Below are 18,033 nucleotides of genomic sequence, written 5' to 3' on the forward strand. Positions count from 1 at the left end.
AACAAAACGTCCAAAGAACTTGTTCTCATTTAGAAAACCACTACCTTTGTTACAGTGGTTTTCTAAAACGAGAATAAAGCATGAAGAATAATCTGTTAAGCGAAAAGCTTATTTACACAGGAGACAGTCTTACTCCTACCCACTTACATCTTTGTACTTACAATGCTACCGAGATGCAGGAAAGCGCCAACGACACCTTTCAAGCCATCAAGGGAACACTGAACAGCGATCGGATCAATTGGCTACAAATACACGGAATGAAAGATACGGAGACTATCCGTGAAATTTGCAGTCATTTTGAAATAGACTTCCTAGTCCTGCAAGATATACTGAATGCGGATCATCCTACCAAGATAGAAGAGCATGACAAATACATCGTCCTGATCTTAAAAATATTCTACCCCAACGAACATAAAGAAGAAGACGAACTGGACGAGTTGCTCCAACAGCAAGTTTGTCTTATTCTAGGTAATAACTACGTACTTACTTTCCTCGAAAAAGAAACCGACTTCTTCGATGATGTCAGTTCCGCTCTGCGCAATGATGTCCTGAAGATACGCAGCCGCCAGACTGATTATCTACTTAGCGTGCTGCTCAACAGCATCATGGGAAACTATATTTCAACAATCTCTTCCATTGATGACGCACTCGAAGATTTGGAAGAAGAACTGCTCACCATCACCAGTGGTGATGACATCGGAATTCAGATTCAGGCATTACGACGCCAATATATGCTGATGAAAAAATCCATCCTTCCACTAAAAGAACAATATATCAAGTTACTACGGGCAGAAAACCTGCTCATTCACAAAGTGAACCGTGCCTTTTTCAATGATGTAAACGACCACTTGCAATTTGTATTACAGACCATTGAGATCTGCCGGGAAACTCTTTCCTCATTAGTCGATCTATACATCTCCAACAATGATTTACGTATGAACGACATCATGAAGAGGTTAACCATCGTATCCACCATCTTTATCCCTTTGACATTTCTGGTCGGAGTATGGGGAATGAATTACAAATGGATGCCCGAGCTCGAATGGCAATACGGGTATTTATTTGCCTGGATTGTAATGGCAATTATCGGTATTATTGTATATTTGTACTTCAGAAAAAAGAAATGGTATTAACAAAAACACATCATCAATCATGAAATCGATAAAAGAGCTATATAGAATAGGCACAGGACCTTCCAGTAGCCACACTATGGGACCGCGCAAAGCTGCCGAAATGTTTCTGGAACGTCATCCGAATGCTGCATCTTTTAAAGTAACCCTTTACGGCAGTTTAGCTGCTACAGGCAAAGGACACATGACGGATGTAGCCATTATAGACACTTTGCAACCCACTGCCCCGGTAGAAATTGTGTGGCAGCCCAAAGTCTTTCTACCGTTCCATCCGAACGGAATGACATTTGCAGCTCTGGATAGCAACGATAAAGTGCAGGAGAATTGGACTGTTTATAGCATCGGTGGTGGTGCACTAGCAGAAAATAATGACAATCCAACCATCGAAAGCCCCGATGTATATGGTATGGAAAACATGACTGAAATACTCCAATGGTGTGAAGATACCGGAAAAAGTTATTGGGAATACGTAAAGGAATGTGAGGAAGAAGATATATGGGACTACCTGGCTGAAGTATGGGCTACCATGAAAGATGCCATTCACCGTGGACTCGAAGCAGAGGGCGTACTACCCGGACCACTAAATCTCCGGCGGAAAGCCTCCACTTATTACATACGTGCTACCGGATACAAACAATCCCTGCAATCCAGAGGGCTCGTCTTCTCTTATGCTTTGGCAGTAAGTGAAGAAAATGCTTCCGGCGGTAAAATAGTAACCGCTCCGACTTGTGGTTCTTGTGGAGTTATGCCTGCCGTACTTTATCATCTTCAAAAAAGCCGTGACTTTAGCGATATGCGCATTTTACGTGCGTTAGCCACTGCCGGTTTGTTTGGCAACATCGTCAAATTCAACGCATCCATTTCCGGAGCAGAAGTAGGTTGTCAGGGAGAAGTCGGTGTTGCCTGCGCAATGGCTTCGGCTGCCGCCAATCAATTGTTCGGGGGCAGCCCTGCACAAATTGAGTATGCAGCAGAAATGGGCTTGGAACACCATTTGGGAATGACTTGCGACCCGGTATGCGGATTGGTACAAATTCCCTGCATCGAACGAAATGCATACGCCGCCGCACGTGCGCTGGATGCTAATCTTTATTCAGCTTTCACCGATGGCATGCACCGTGTCTCTTTCGACAAAGTAGTGCAAGTGATGAAACAGACCGGACATGACCTACCGTCACTCTATAAAGAAACAAGTGAAGGAGGATTGGCCAAGGATTACAAACAAATGTAATTATAAAAAGCAACGGACCATTCCTTTTATAGAAATGGTCCGTTGTCATTTTTATGATTAAAAGTTATTCAGTTGGCGGCCAATTCGTATCGTCTCCGTTACTGATATCTTTTTCATGTATCAATCCACCATCCTGCGTGAAATAAAGCGAGTAGCGCTGGCTACCTTGTTTCACCTGAATCACAGATTCCATCGGATTCTGTGGAAATGTCAACACATATACATCTGTCACTACCCACGCGTTATATTTAGAATCTATAAAAGCCGTATAAACAGCCGGCACCAACTGATCAATACTGTTCAGTTCATTTTCTGTCATCACCCAGTTGGCATTAGCATCAAACCAGACTTCCAATTCATCATTGCTCACCCAACAGTCAGCTACATAATAAGCACCTTTCATCTCCCATTCTATATTCTGGGCAGCCGGATATACCTGTTTCAAGGCCTCCGTAATATTACTGGGCGGAACAAAAGTATCATCATCGTCATTATCACATGCGCCGAAAGAAAGGGCAGTCATAAGCAACACTACTGCCCATGCGCTAAACTTAAATCTCCACATAGTTATCTTCTTGTTTAGGTCTATTTACTGCAACTTGTTAATCATCAGCCTTGATAAATTTTCCTTTCTTATCAAATTTGAAAGAAAGCCCGGTAGACAATTCAATCTCATACCCTTTGCGGTCACGTTCCACTTTCGTCACTCCTTCATTCACAAAATTATGTGCTTTCAGGTAGTTGACAGCGAATCCCGGAACAATACTAACAGGAACAGTCTGCCCTTTCTTAGCACTTACCTCTTCCCAGTTTCCCTTACTGTCAAAATCAATTTCCGTACCATCCATCAATAACACTTCATACTTGGTAGACTCCATCATATCCTTATCAATTTTGATATGGGCAACCTGTGGTTTTGTAAAATTACTATTGATAAAATTACGTGCCGGAAGCGGCAACTGATTCATGTCTTTAGTTATCACATCTTTTGCGAATGAAAACTGCACGGCTACCAGAGCCAGTACAAGTAGAGATAGAAATTTCTTCATAATCGTTATTCTTTTAGCGTTAATACTATACTTTATTCTATGCTACAAATAACGATACAGATTCCGGAAAGATTTAGGAATATTATGAGTTTGCTCTTTTTTTGTATTCTTTAACCATCTATTCTATTTTCCACTCCCCTATGGTACAACGTTCCCTTAAAACGCAATATACCAACGATCCTCACAGACAGTTGGTATATTTCACATATAGATACATATCAGTTTTTACACCGATACGAGGGTCAAGTTAAAAATATACCGCTGTACGATTTCTAACCTGCAAAATGTAGGGATTTCATGAGTTTATCATGAATCTAGGGACCTACATATTTCTTCATTTCAACATTTATCTTATACCATCCCAATGCATTACTACCACCCACTCTTTCGGTTGGTAAGTTCCGTGAAAACGGTGCGGAATCGTAGCAACCACCAAATCACAATTGGAAGCTAATACGGTTCTTAATTCCTTTAGCAACATATCCATTCGAACAATTAAATGAAGATACTTCATCATACACCGTATCACCCGTACATACTGATAAATGCACATATCCTCTCCCCGTCTTATCTCACTCAGTGTATTGGGAGAAATAGCAAATTCGCTGGAAAAGAAACTGTTACTGAAAATACGATCCGTTCCCATTAAAGCCAATACCAAATTGCTTAAAAACTCGTATGGTTTCTGTTTTTCTTTTGCCATGTCATTCTATGATTAATAATTTATAATATTTCAGTTTTTATTACTTTATCAAATATTGTCCACATAGGGAAACAATTAGCGATCCACTGCTAAAATCAACTGTCACTGACACTATTCACAAAAAAGCATATTACGTGAGCTTCCTGCATTTTTTCGAGCACACAAATTTTCGTCCCTAAAAAAGCAACGAGAGTTTATCTACTGGATACAAGCAAGTTATAAATCTCACACACCTCTTCTTTCCCCCACCAACGTGCCCTCCTTTCAAAAGGACAAAAGGACATAAGGACAAAAATCCCCTATGGTACTATAAAAATTCCAATGCCAACGACGAAGCCTATTAGTTGGGAGAGGAATTCCAGAAAGGAGCTCCTTTATTTTCCCCGAATTTGTACAATAATATCACCATATTGTCGAATGATTGTATCATTGAAGGCGGAAGCAAACGCGAACAAGATATCGCTCTTCTTTCCAAGCACGGCCCTTTCACTAAATAATCCTGACAATATAGGTAATTTTGTTCAAGAGTTGCCCAATCATTTCATGACAAACAAAACGATTCAGGTTGGCGCAAAACACGATTTCAATATTCGTAAGGTTACACGTCTATAAAAGCACTTAATATAATAAAGATCAGCAATATACCTCATAGTTCTTATAGTAAGATGAATAAAAACAATCATATATATCCTTTTTGTCCTTTTGTCCTTTTGGAGAGTCGGAAAAACATCGGAAGATTTGAAAAAAACATCTCAATGATTGAAATCAAACATTGGGATATTTCGATACAAATCTCCCAATGTTTTTTCTTTATATTTGTGTGTCTAAATACATCACTATACGTAAAATTAGGAAATATCAACGATCTTCACAGACAGTTGATATAGTGGGAAATTCACATCGGCTTTAACCTCCGATGTCAGGGCGTAGATTAGAAATGCGCCGTCGCGCTATTTCTAATCCACAATGTAGGAGAATCATGCTGTAAACAGCATGAAGCTAGGGACCTACATTTTTTTCATCTCACATACGAAACACTCACGTGTTTATTACATCTCAACATTTATTTTATATACCCAAATTGTTTCAGAAAAATCATCTCAAATACTTATTATCGTTATCTCTATACCAATCCTTAATAGCTTCTTCAAATGTATAATGAAACTTATACCCCGAATCAGCCAATTTCTTTCCGCATATATTAGTAGAAATCATTAACTTCTTCACACGAGCAGGACAAATACCTAAAGCTTTTCCCCCTAACGAACCGACAATCCTTGCAACTGTCATTAGAAGACTTCCCGGCACCTCGACAACAGTACGTTGTACTCCCGTAGCCTTTTTCATCGTTTCTACTATTTGCTCGATAGTAAAAGCTGGTTCATATGTACAGTTATATAACTCTACTCCTTCATTATGATTCTCTAAACGATAAAGCATAAAGCGAACCAATTCTTTCACATAAATGCAAGCTTTAATCGTATCTTTACGGCCCGGATAGAAGAACTTACCGCCACGGATACCCCAATACAAACGAGTAAAGTTACCATTTTCCCCTTTACCGAATACCACACCCGGACGAACAATAGTAAGTTGTCGTTCGTTCGACTTTTTTGCCTGCCAAATCGTATGTATTTTTTCAGCCACTAACTTAGAAATTCCATAAGGCGTGTTCGGTGTGGGAAGCGTCTCTTCTGTTTTCAAATCTTCAGCTGCACCATAAGGAGCTATGGAACTGGTAAAAACGATTTTCTTTATCCCGAACTTCTCGGCAAAAGCACATACGTTCTCTGCACCACGAATATTCGTCTCAAAATAAGCCTGATCCGGATGTCCCGGGGTACGATGAACGGCTGCAAAGTTAAAAATGACGTCTTCGGAAGTAACGGAAATATCAATGTTTATTTCAGAACGAACATCACAATTGATATATGTAGATTTACCTTCATGGTTATTCTTTACAATATCCAGATTGTATATTTTTGTACCCGGATATATATTATCAATTAGAGTAATAAGGTGTGTACCGATAAAACCGGAACCGCCAAATATAAAATAACTCATTTCACTAGATGATTAAATTCATTATATTTTAACTCTACAAACTCCTTTATTTCCTTCTTAAAACGTTCTTCCGAAAAAGTCTCCGCATGGTTACGTATTATTTTAGGATCAAACGGTGTTTCTAGTTTTTCAAATCTTTCTACTGCATCAATAACCGATTCTACAGTTTGTTCATAAAAGAAAAGACCTGTTACTCCTTCTTTTACTGTTTCCAAAGAACCTCCCCTGCCATAAGCAATAACAGGAGTCCCACATGATTGCGCTTCGATCGGAATCATACCAAAATCCTCATCTGCTGCAAAAACAAAGGCTTTAGCTTTCTGCATCTTTTCTTTTAGTACCGCAAATGACTGATATCCCATGACAGTTACATTATGCCCAGCAATCTTGCGTATCTTTTCCAAATTAGGACCTCCACCAATCACAACCAGCTTTTTATTAGGCATACGACTGAAAGCTTCGACAATAAGATCTATTTTCTTATATCCCACCAAACGACTACTAGTTAAATAGAAATTTTCTTTCTCTACGCACAAATCAAAGTTAGAAATATCAATATTAGGGTGAATTGTTACAGCATCCCGCCTATAAGTCTCCTGAATTCGACGTCCCACATAATCGGAATTACTTATAAAATAGTCAACCCGGAAGCTGGATATCAAATCCCATTTACGAATACGGTGAAGCATATATTTAGCTAGATATCCTTTCAAGCCTTTTGTCAACCCCGATTCTTCCAAGTATTCATGATACATATCCCATACATAGCGAATAGGAGAATGACAATAACAAATATGCAATTGATCCGCTTTGGTTAGAACTCCTTTGGCTACAGCATGAGAAGATGATATAATCACATCATATCCCCGTAAATCAAACTGTTCTATTGCAAACGGAAATATAGGCAAATACATCCTATGCTTCTTTACCCCTAAAGGTAACTTCTGAATGAATGATGTATGGACTTTATTCCAGTCAATCCCTAATTCGTCACAAACTTGTTTTTTAGCAACTAAGGTGTAAATATCTGCGTCTGGAAATACATCCGCAATAGCTTTGACTACTTTATCTGAACCGCCAACGGTTACTAACCATTCTTGAATGATGGCAATCTTCATCTTATTTCAATTTTAAACAATAACTTACTGATTTAAAACCTGTACATACGTATCTACAATAGAAGATATCATCTTTTCCATCGTAAAAGTTTTAAGATAAAGTTCACGAGAATTTATCGAATATCGATTCAACAAATCAGCATTTATCGATAATTTTTTTATTGCATCTACAGCTTCTTGTTCTGTTTTAAACACAAGCCCATTATAATCGTGAAGTACAACTTCATTATTACCAACCACATCTGTAGCGACTATTGGAAGCCCTACTGATGCAGCTTCAATTAGGGCATATGGTAAACCTTCAAAACGAGAAGTGGATAGATACAAATCAGCGTTCTTAAGATAAGACATGGGGTATTCTGTGAATCCAATAAAATTTATATTAACATGCTCTTCTACACTTTTTTGTTTTAATCGCACAAAGTCTTCTCCATCTCCCACCCACACAAATTCTATTTCATGATTATTTCTTAATGCTTTTGCTATTCTATATGCCATATCCATATTTTTTGCAAAATCAAAGCGAGATAATGAAATTATTACAAGTTTATTATCATATCTATTAAATTTAAGTCCCTCATCAGCAATAGCATTATATATTATAACTGATTTATCTGTAAACAAAAAACGCATCGATTTCCCAAGTTTAAACTCGCCATTTGACACTAAAATAAATTTATTTGTAAGATATCTTAAACTACGTCCTATTATTTTATGTATACAGGATATAAAATATGAAGAATAATTATTCGTAATCCCATGAAAAGTATGAACAACTTTAATCTGCGGCACAATTATTTTCAAAATTCGGGAATATAAACCTGCACCATTTCCATGAGAATGAAGTATACTAATATTGTTTTCAATAATAAAGCGTCTTAATAAGAATAAGTATTTAATACTGAACTTCCTATATGGAATATTTATACATTTCTTTATTTTAGGATGCTCCTGCCACAAATTGCCATATGGCTTACCCTGAGGGAAAGCTACATAAATATTGAAATCAGAAGGTAACTCTTCAATCAATTGATGAACATGACGCGGACCTCCTCCAAAATCTGCTCTAACTGTTATCAATAATATATTCATTACTCTAAATTCATTTGATTGTTTTTATTATTCTGTTTTTCACTAGCCATAATTCCCAAAACAATTAATACTTGACAATACAATAAATCCGAAGTTATTGCAGACCCAGAAATTAAACTACCTATCAAAAGTCCTAAAAAGTAAGTTGTAGAAATTAAACTCCATGGTCTAAAAACATTTGTACAAAGTTTAAATATCTCTTTCCAAAAAAGAATTGAATAAATGCTAGCAAACACTCCTCCATACCATAAAAATTGTACAAAATAATTCTCTGGCAATAATATAAAAGGATATTTTACTTTTAATGCTATCGACCGTACAATATCTTCATAAAAAGAATAATTGTATCCATATCCAGTCAAAATAAAGAAAGGATTATCTATCAAAGAAGAAAAAAATAATTTCCAAGCGCCAATTCTAAGTTCAATATTTCCTTCATTTCCTGTTGTACTTATAGCCTCTTGAGTATATAATATTTTATTTACTAAAGGAATATATTCACCATAAATACTCACCACACTAATTAAAATAATTAGAATTACAATATACCCTACAAAATATTTCTTTTTTCTTATTGTCTTAATTACTAGACCACATATTACACACATGAAACAAACTAAAGCTTCTCTACTAACAGAAGACATCAAATTTATAACAGTAAACATCAGTGTAGTAAGAAGCATTGATAATTTAATTTTTTTGGAGAAGAACAATACTAAAGCAAATGTAAATATAAGACATGAATAATCTCCAAAGACACCGTGGGCTGATAAACCTGACGAAACAAGAGACATTGATTTCAAATCAAAACATTTATTACTCAAACCTGAATTGAAACCATTGCCACTCCAAATAGAAACCGATTCTGACAGCTGAAACAAAAATAAACATAGACTTAAAAAAGAGCATAAAAAATATGAGTAAAGAATCTTACACAAAATTCTAGGGTTACATTTATATTCAACATAAGCCAAATATCCAAGAGGAATATAAATTATTCCTTTAATAACTTTCAGTAATGACGATATTTCAATAACATAAATAAAAGAATAAATAGTTGAGACTAACACTATTCCCCACATAGCCAAAACTATTCTCTGAAATTTAAGTCTAATAAAAGGAAACAATAAAGGAAAAAATACCAATAAAAATATTTCAACTAAATATAAATTAATTTCCCCCAGTTTTAACTTAGGCATGAAAGGAGTAAATATGGCCAAATAAAGAATTAATTTGCCTATGTCCAAATTAAAGTTGTTCTTCATACTGCTTTTCTATTGCAGAAGCAATAATTGCACTTCCATGTTCCCAACCTTTTTCCGTTTCCGCATAATCTTCCCGCAAATATCTCTCCATTTGTTTTATTATATACGGTTTTTTATACAGAAGCAAAATTGAATCAACAAGCTGTTTTACGCTTCGCGGCTCTATTAGAATTCCAGAATACTCATCAACAACTTCAGAAAGTCCTCCTACATTAGTCGCAATTACAGGTTTGCAATATGCAAAAGCAGTCATAATCACTCCACTTTGTGTAGCATCGACATACGGACAAACGACTATATCTGTATTAAATACATAATCAGCAATTTCCTCATTAGTAAGAAATTTGTGTATAAACTTAAAATTGCTATACTTAAGATAAGGATCTATATCGAAATATAACTCGCCTGATCCAGCTATCGTTAACTCTATATCTTGATAGCCTTGTTTTACTATTTCTTCAAATGCGGAACAAAGATATTCTATACCTTTATATTGAGAAATTATCCCCCAAAATAAAATCTTGAACTTTCCATCTTTTTTCTTATTACACGGTCTATAAACTTTCATAAATTCAAATGTACTCAAATTGGAACAAAATACATCTTGAGGAGATAGTTTATAATTTCTAATAAAAGCTTCATATTGCTTCGTATTAAAAATAACTTTATTACGAATCAGTTTAAAAGCAAGATAACGAAACAATATAAGCCACTTTTTTTTATATCCAGAATGAGGAAAAGGATCATGAACTAATAATACTATTTTATGATAGTAAAACAAAAACAACAATACAGTATAGGGAGCCGTTGTATCAGTTAATATAACACTAGGTGATATTTTTCTCACAACTCTTACCACATCATAAGCTTTCTTTATTGCGTTAAAAAAATTTTTATTAGTCAAAGAATAAATCAAGTAGGTTTTTTGAAGATTAAAAAATGAAGAGAACTTTGTCATTTCTTCATAATCTATAGCCCTATTGATTCCTCGTCTAATATTCTTTATACCAAATTTATTAGGAATATCCTGTCGACAATCAGTGACATAATACAAATCATAAGTTGTATTTAAACGCTTCACAATACTTAGATTTGGTTCCAATAATGCCATTTCAGAAACAAAAGCCACTTTTTTCATTTCCCTAATGTACTATTCAATGCCTCATGTAAGGCGTTAATATATCCCTTCCCAAATGTAAGATCAGGTTCCATATAATTACCTTCTCCCCATTCATTCCAGGATTTCAAAAAGATTAATTTATTTCTTTTATATTGAACTGTCTTAAGGGCATCTTCAACATGCAATCTAAAAAATTCAGGGGATTCATTTAAAAACATACTGCCTTTCATTCCACTTCGTGGAGTATGATCCCAATTAGGTACAATGCATGGAATCACATCTTCACTCCCATCTATATTTTTATTTATCAAATACGGAATGCACTTTTTATAATCAACAGCAAATTGAGGATAATGATAAAACAAAGATCTTATTTTCTGACGTATATAATATAATATTTTTCCTCTTTTATTTTGAGCATCAAATATGACACTAGCTAAACGCTGAAAAGTCACAGCATTATATCCTTTTTCAATAAACATCTCTTTTTTATTAATGCCACCTACTATATTAGCTACTATATAAATGCCATCCAACCACCCAGCCTCACGAGCCAATTGTTGAAACATATCAATATACTTCAGTGGTAAAGACACTGGATCATAAACAACTAAAAGAGGCATTCCATCTATCTTTATATATCTTTTATCCCTAAAAGCACGATTTAAATAAGAAAAATGCATTTCAATATCCTCCTCTCCCGGATATGTTTGTTCCATTAATAATTTATCTCCTGTGGAATCTTTATCAAATGTTTTAGAATACCAAGAATGATTAGCCCATGCTAAACAAAAAGGAAAATCAGGTTTACCAGATTCAAGAACTTCATCAAATACATCTTGCATAAGTCTCTTTCCATTTCCAAACCAATAATGCCAATAACAAAACCCAAATATTCCAGCTTCTTTTGCAAGTTTTACCTGCTGTTCTCGTACAACTGATAATCTCAAATCATAATAGCCCAAATCAGCAGGAACTCGCGGTTGCCGATGTCCTTTAAATAAAGGCTTAGCTTTACCAACATTTGTCCATTCTGTAAAACCATTTCCCCACCATTCGTCATTTTCTGAAAATGGATGAAATTGAGGTAAATAAAATGCAATAACTTGCGCTTTTCTATTCATATATTAATTTTATCATCATTTTTTCAACTTCGCTGTTGACAGTTAGCAATATTTTTACCTATATTGCAAATTCTTTTCAATCTAGCAATGTCATCATTTTAATGACTTTAGCTGGTACTCCCCCTACTACTGCTCCACTTGGAACATCATGAGTTACCACAGCATTAGCTCCGATTATTGCCCCATCTCCAATAGTCACCCCTGAAAGTATACGTGCACTCTCACCAATCCAAACATTATTACCGATCACAACAGGACCTTTTGCATAAAGTGGTCGCAACGATGGAGGAGTATTTAATTCTGACTCTATATTTTTACCATGAGAATTATCAGAAATATAGACATATCTACCTGTTAACACATTATTACCTATTGTAATACTATGACAAGCAGTAATATGACAATACTCCCCAATTCTACAATGACTGCCAATCTGAATAGAAGGAGTGTAATCGTATCCAGCATATTTATCCCATGCCGTAAGCACTATTCCACGAGAAAGAATTGTACCATAATCTATTTTAACATATTGCAGCCCTTTAAGCTGTCGCGCGTGATATATACGACCTTTAATGTCCTTGAAATGCCAATGGATAGCATAATTAAATAATCTACCACATACTTTGCCTGGCAATAAAAAAAAATATTGAAAAATATTACATAATGAAAATACGATCTTCGACAACATACTCATATTTCTTATTTTTCCAATGATTTCCTTAACAGTTTTCACTTAAAATATTTTTACATAAAAAACGATAAAATAACAGAAAGTTCAAACCATGGCATCAAATTTATTTAATACATTCTAGCACTTATTTACAATGAAATCCAATCTTCACACATTATATCACAAGTTGAAAAAAACGAATTGATTGGATTGAAAAATCTTTTGGGCCCAACAACAATCTTATCCTGATTTGCATTAAGCCATGCTGCCCACCAACTATAAGTACTATTTCCTATAATATTATGCTTAGCACATGACATCAACTGCATATCTCGAAAATTACGTTTCCCTGATACCTCATTCCAATCTACTAACATGTATTCAAATTCAGGAAGATTATCTTTTACCCAGCAAGGATTATCCGTGAATACATAAAAATGAGGGTTATTTATATGCTTTCTCATATAATCAATTGCTTTCATATAATAATCGACTGTACATAATCCTTTTCCCATCAATTCTGATTGCATATAATCATCACCTTTACGTAAGTGAATAGCTACAGAATTTTCCTGCGACATTTTTGCTGCAACCTCAATATTTTTTAATTCATCAAAAGGCAAAAAAGTAAACTGTTTACGTATATCATCCTCACAATGTCTAAAATACTTTTCGCTTTGCCAAAAACCCTTATAAATACAATTTCTAGTAGCACATTTCTCCATGTCAGGTACATATCCATACATAGGTTCGTCAATGTATACTTCATCACCGATAAAATTATGCCATTTCTTCATAAACTCTTGAAATCTTCGCTCCAAGCCATTTCGCGGTAAAGAAGGAAATACCCACTTAAAATGCCCCTCCGGCATTACTTTTATATCTATCGAGGGAAAAGCATCTTGAAGTCTAACCAATTCAAATGCCCATTGAGAACGTGGTTTAAAGTTACTTTGATCAAAACAGACATCTAACCCCTTAGCCATCAGCCCCCGACCAAAAGCATAATGAAACATTTGATTTGCCAATCCAGCATTTACATTTACGGCTATCATACTACTTCAATTTATTATTACACAAATCTAGAGCTGCCCCCATTGCTACATCCATATTATAATACTCCCATTCAGCAAAACGTCCAAGAAGAAATAGACCTTCTGGCTCAGTAACACATTTCACACTATTGACAAATTCACGTGTATCTTTTGCTTGGATTGGATATGTATAAGGAGCATAGTTATGTGCTATATATTTGGGATGATATGGTATACGAGAGAGATTATCAATAATATCATTCTTACTAATCTCATCTGTAAACTCAATGGTAGCCGACATTACTCCATTCGCACGATTTGACTCTGCAAAATTACCTGTACAAATGATACGGTGTGCCTCATGAATATGACTTGGCATATAAATCCAGCTATATGGATTATCTTCAATCTCACAAAGTACAGTTGTGGTACCATGGGCTTCAAGAGCTTCAATACCTTCAATATAAGCCGATAAGTCAACTCCTTTAACTATTAAAGGTATTGACTTCATATTGCCAGTAAAAATAACTCTATCACAAATCTCTCCGTTCACAGACCATCCTTTTTCTATTTTTTCAATAGATTTTACATCTACATTATAATGTATTTCAAGTCCTTCTGAAAGGCGGTTAGCGACAAACTGCGAACCCTCTTTTTTCGGATAAAAAAACGAACTATGTACAAAAGACCTTTCCTCAATATGCTTAAAATTATTATAAATAATATCTTCAAGTGTAGGCATTGGTAATTTACCAACCAACCACGACAGTGGAACGTTTGTCAGTGGACGACGCCAGATCTTTTCATTGTATGGTCGAAAATATTCACGATAAAGTGTCTCACCAAAACGAGCTCGCAAAAATTCTTCAAAATTAGTAGGTTCTACAGGCTTATTAGTAGCCATTAACACAATATCATTAATAAAATTTTTCATCATCTCATCTGAAAGTTGATAAGCATGATTCTCTATTGGATAAGCAATTATGGTATTATCAGCCATTGAAACAACTGAATTTCGATCTGCCATAGTAAACTCGTCTTTTTTGTCAAAATGACTCCAAAACCAATCCAATACATCCTGACGTTTTGTGTTAAAGACATGTCCTCCAGTGCGATGAAACAAATGTCCATGCACTCTATCACATTTTACCATCCCTCCTGGACGCGAATCTGCCTCAAATAGTTGCACATCATGTCCATACTCCTTAAGAACCTGCCCAATACTCAAACCTGATATACCAGCTCCGACAATAATATATTTCATATTCATATTATTTATTATTAATTTCAAAACTCTTCTTGTACACAAAAATTAAAGGAATTACAGTCCCTACAGCTACATATAACGGACACCACCATCCTGTGAATTCACTACATCCTAAATGCCATAAATGACCTTTTACTGAAGGATATTTTGCTAATATATTATAACCCAATTACATACAGCAAAGCAACTAAATTAAAGGCCAACATATACCCAATAAGAATCTGTAGCGATTGGTCTTCACAGCATAAAAAACTTAACACTATAAATCGGTCACTTATTACTAAGTAAAGTGAAAGGTCCATCGTCGTATAATGGCTAGAACACGAACTACAGAAACTATTAAATTTTTCATTATTCTATAGTGTAATTAGCCTTCTCGTTTTCCATCCACTCTTCATATATATACTTATGGTTCATGATATTAATAAAATCAGATGAACTTATATGCCGAAATGGATCTCTATAATTGTGCTTACCATCGTATTCACAGTAAAACTGTCCCAGGTCATTGAGTCCATACTTATTCCACAATGTCAATAAGTCCTCCGAATCTACAATATAGCAATACTCACCTAGAAAATTCCACCAATCTTTGAGACTTAAATCAGAATTATGATATTTCTGAATAAAGCGTTTGGTTATATTTATTTCAGACGCTGGCCACTTAGCAAGAGTTTCACCCGTCAGTACTCGCTTTGTATCGAAATTATCTTTTCTATAACAATGAATATTCCTATCATCATATGGAATATCAAATAAGTTTATAAGATCATCAGTATATCCAAAATAGAGAAAATCTTGCAGCCACATAGGATTAAACATTTGCCCCCAATTACCAGCTTGTGTTATTATACGTCCTTTCAATCCATAAACATTACTAGAAGAAATCGTATTTAATTCAACAAGGCTCTTAAGATATTCAAAAGCAAATTCACGATAGACACGTAAATCTGATCTATTCTTTAATGCAAACTCTGCTCCCAATTCTTTAGCTCTTTTCAATCCAGCCAAGCTTGTGCAAATTTGATAGTTTACATTCCCCAAGCCACACACAGGTATATCTTTATTCAAAACAACTTCGCACCCTAATAATTCCAAAGTCCGTACTATAGATGGGTCTGTATAATCCCAAGTACTAACTATGATAATTGCTCCCGGAAACAATCTTCTATATAATTTAATAGTCTCAAAAGTAAATTCATCACGCATCTCTATCAACCCTTGAAGAACAATAGCAAATTCACCAGAAGTAGTTGTAGTCTTTATATTACTAGGAATAAAATAATCTGCTTTTTTGGGGCGAAGTTTATAACAAAAATAGTTATCTGAATATTTTTCAAAACTACGAGAAAAAATATCTAGCATAACCTTTTCATTTCTACATAAACGAATCATCAATGAAATAGTACATGAAAAAAACTTTCGCAATATACTCTTAATCAACTGCATTTTTATTTCTTTAAACATTTATTTTGAACAATCGCAAGGCCTTCTAATATCAGCGAATCCTTTAGCAATAAAAGTGAAAGTACATATATAAAAGCTCCTACGCACATCATTATAATGCACATCAATAAATTATTCCAATTTAATGACTGAAGCACAAACAAGCCTCCCCCCATTAAAATAACAGCGAATAAATAATGTATTATTGATTTATCGAATAACCTAATAGAAATATACTTTCTTCCCATGATGTACAACCCTGTAGTTGCAACTAGTTCTGCAGCTAAATACCCCATAGCAGCACCATAATGCTTGAATGTAGGAATAGTCAAAAAACACACTAAGAGGTCTGTAATACATGCCATTAAAGTTACTTTCACCATAATATACACTTTCCCTTTAGGATAAAGAGTCTGCATCCCAAATACATTTGAAAGTCCCACTAAAACCAGCAAAACAGATAAAATCTGAGAAACACCTATAGATGGTATAAAACTATTACCACCCAAAATAGGTATAGCATATTGACTAACAAAGAACAGTCCAACAGATATTGGTAAAGAAACTCCAACAGTAAACGAATATACTTTTTGAGAGATTGTAGCAAATTCTTCATCTCTTCCTTCAGCCATCAAATTCGAAAACCGAGGTAGCAAAATTGCAGTTAACGAATCTACTATTCCAAACACTAGTGAAAACAATTTTATACCACCATAATAATAACCAACATATACATCATCAGTCATAAATCCTAAAATTACTGGATTAAGAGTAAGATATATAGTAGATAATAAAACTAATAAAAATGTTATACCTACAGACTTTAAATGCTTGTAAGGATTAATACTACGTCGATCAATATTACATATACACAAATATTTACGTAATCTAATAAAATTGAATACACTATTTCCTACCGATGTAAGAGTAATTGTAATACCATACCATAGAATATCATTTTTTGTCTTTACTAAAGTAAACAATAATATAATCCCAATCATACGGACAATCAAACCACGAACCGTAATATATTTAAAATCTTCAATGCCTTTATAAAACCATTCACATCCAATGGTAGTAAGAAAAATAGAAGAACTTAACAACAAGAAAAGAGGTAAATCTGTTTGTATCTTGGGAACTGTAAAACATAAAATAGCAACGACCAAATAACCAATCAAGGTAGTAATTCCATGTAGAGATAATATCTCAATCGTGGTAACATTAAGTTGCTTTCTATCGTTTCTCACTCTAGCAATTTCTCTTACTGCATATAATGGTATACCTAATCCTACAACTAAACTGATATATGATATTATTGATTGATAAAAGTTCACTTCTCCTATTCCTTCTGCTAACAAAATCCTAGATGAATATGGAAACGTTATTAAAGGAAATAGAATTCCAGAAATAGTATTCAATAGATTGAAAATATAATTAGCTGTTATTGATCTTGACATAAATATTAAAATATTTGCTTTATAAACAAGTTACATAGACCACTATTTCCTTAACCCTTCTTATACATTAATCATAGAAAGCCATACTAACCTTCTTTATCATATAAGTTATCGCCCAAAAAACATTTATTGGCTTTGTGTGTTAAAAATCACTTTTATCAAATATACTTCACAATAGAATACTAAAAACGGATTGTATTCATATATTCGATCTTGAAATCATTTTCTATTATTATATCAATAAAAGAAATTATCAATACAAA

At 34.6% G+C, this 18,033-nt stretch carries 16 protein-coding genes; 2 read left to right on the forward strand and 14 right to left on the reverse strand.

Annotated features, from left to right (window positions below; all coding sequences use genetic code 11):
- Positions 1–80: 80 nt before the first annotated feature.
- Complete coding sequence (gene corA, locus KQP79_RS03590) at positions 81–1,133, forward strand: magnesium/cobalt transporter CorA (RefSeq protein ID WP_004315191.1); 1,053 nt, start codon at positions 81–83, stop codon at positions 1,131–1,133.
- Positions 1,134–1,152: 19 nt separating this feature from the next.
- A complete protein-coding gene (locus KQP79_RS03595) occupies positions 1,153–2,361 on the forward strand; it encodes an L-serine ammonia-lyase (RefSeq protein ID WP_009040762.1) in 1,209 nt (402 codons plus the stop codon).
- A gap of 64 nt (positions 2,362–2,425) precedes the next feature.
- Here KQP79_RS03595 and KQP79_RS03600 read toward each other — a convergent pair whose 3' ends face one another.
- From KQP79_RS03600 to KQP79_RS03665, 14 genes are all read right to left on the reverse strand, one after another.
- Positions 2,426–2,926, reverse strand: a complete 501-nt coding sequence (locus KQP79_RS03600) for a PepSY-like domain-containing protein (RefSeq protein WP_004315193.1) — start codon at positions 2,924–2,926, stop codon at positions 2,426–2,428.
- Between the two features lie 37 nt (positions 2,927–2,963).
- On the reverse strand, positions 2,964–3,410 hold the full coding sequence (locus KQP79_RS03605) for a PepSY-like domain-containing protein (protein WP_004315194.1): 447 nt from the start codon (positions 3,408–3,410) through the stop codon (positions 2,964–2,966).
- Between the two features lie 346 nt (positions 3,411–3,756).
- Positions 3,757–4,113, reverse strand: a complete 357-nt coding sequence (locus tag KQP79_RS03610) for a hypothetical protein (protein WP_008021509.1) — start codon at positions 4,111–4,113, stop codon at positions 3,757–3,759.
- Positions 4,114–5,208: 1,095 nt separating this feature from the next.
- Complete coding sequence (locus KQP79_RS03615; protein WP_055235951.1) at positions 5,209–6,177, reverse strand: NAD-dependent epimerase/dehydratase family protein; 969 nt, start codon at positions 6,175–6,177, stop codon at positions 5,209–5,211.
- The gene (locus KQP79_RS03620) at positions 6,174–7,295 is read right to left on the reverse strand and encodes a glycosyltransferase family 4 protein (RefSeq protein ID WP_015532613.1); all 1,122 of its coding nucleotides are present in this window, start codon (positions 7,293–7,295) and stop codon (positions 6,174–6,176) included. Before KQP79_RS03620 ends, KQP79_RS03615 begins: the two co-directional genes overlap by 4 nt.
- 24 nt (positions 7,296–7,319) lie before the next feature.
- Complete coding sequence (locus KQP79_RS03625) at positions 7,320–8,387, reverse strand: glycosyltransferase family 4 protein (protein WP_008643085.1); 1,068 nt, start codon at positions 8,385–8,387, stop codon at positions 7,320–7,322.
- A complete protein-coding gene (locus KQP79_RS03630; protein WP_008021503.1) occupies positions 8,387–9,652 on the reverse strand; it encodes an O-antigen ligase family protein in 1,266 nt (421 codons plus the stop codon). The genes KQP79_RS03625 and KQP79_RS03630 overlap by 1 nt, the downstream gene beginning before the upstream one ends.
- A complete protein-coding gene (locus KQP79_RS03635) occupies positions 9,636–10,790 on the reverse strand; it encodes a glycosyltransferase family 4 protein (RefSeq protein WP_008021500.1) in 1,155 nt (384 codons plus the stop codon). Before KQP79_RS03635 ends, KQP79_RS03630 begins: the two co-directional genes overlap by 17 nt.
- Complete coding sequence (locus KQP79_RS03640) at positions 10,787–11,896, reverse strand: glycoside hydrolase family 99-like domain-containing protein (RefSeq protein ID WP_008021498.1); 1,110 nt, start codon at positions 11,894–11,896, stop codon at positions 10,787–10,789. Before KQP79_RS03640 ends, KQP79_RS03635 begins: the two co-directional genes overlap by 4 nt.
- A gap of 76 nt (positions 11,897–11,972) precedes the next feature.
- On the reverse strand, positions 11,973–12,629 hold the full coding sequence (locus tag KQP79_RS03645; RefSeq protein ID WP_270828079.1) for an acyltransferase: 657 nt from the start codon (positions 12,627–12,629) through the stop codon (positions 11,973–11,975).
- 86 nt (positions 12,630–12,715) lie between these two features.
- Complete coding sequence (locus KQP79_RS03650; RefSeq protein WP_008643083.1) at positions 12,716–13,621, reverse strand: alpha-1,2-fucosyltransferase; 906 nt, start codon at positions 13,619–13,621, stop codon at positions 12,716–12,718.
- Position 13,622: 1 nt separating this feature from the next.
- Positions 13,623–14,864 carry a protoporphyrinogen/coproporphyrinogen oxidase gene (locus KQP79_RS03655; protein WP_008021492.1) on the reverse strand — a complete coding sequence of 414 codons (1,242 nt, stop codon included), beginning with the start codon at positions 14,862–14,864 and terminating at the stop codon, positions 13,623–13,625.
- A gap of 354 nt (positions 14,865–15,218) precedes the next feature.
- Positions 15,219–16,334: a WavE lipopolysaccharide synthesis family protein gene (locus tag KQP79_RS03660; protein WP_015532609.1), complete on the reverse strand. Its 1,116-nt coding sequence runs from the start codon at positions 16,332–16,334 to the stop codon at positions 15,219–15,221.
- Positions 16,319–17,770, reverse strand: a complete 1,452-nt coding sequence (locus KQP79_RS03665) for an oligosaccharide flippase family protein (RefSeq protein ID WP_008643076.1) — start codon at positions 17,768–17,770, stop codon at positions 16,319–16,321. The genes KQP79_RS03660 and KQP79_RS03665 overlap by 16 nt, the downstream gene beginning before the upstream one ends.
- Positions 17,771–18,033: the final 263 nt, after the last annotated feature.

This window comes from Bacteroides sp. DH3716P (assembly GCF_025914115.1).
GTDB classification, from domain to species: domain Bacteria; phylum Bacteroidota; class Bacteroidia; order Bacteroidales; family Bacteroidaceae; genus Bacteroides; species Bacteroides ovatus.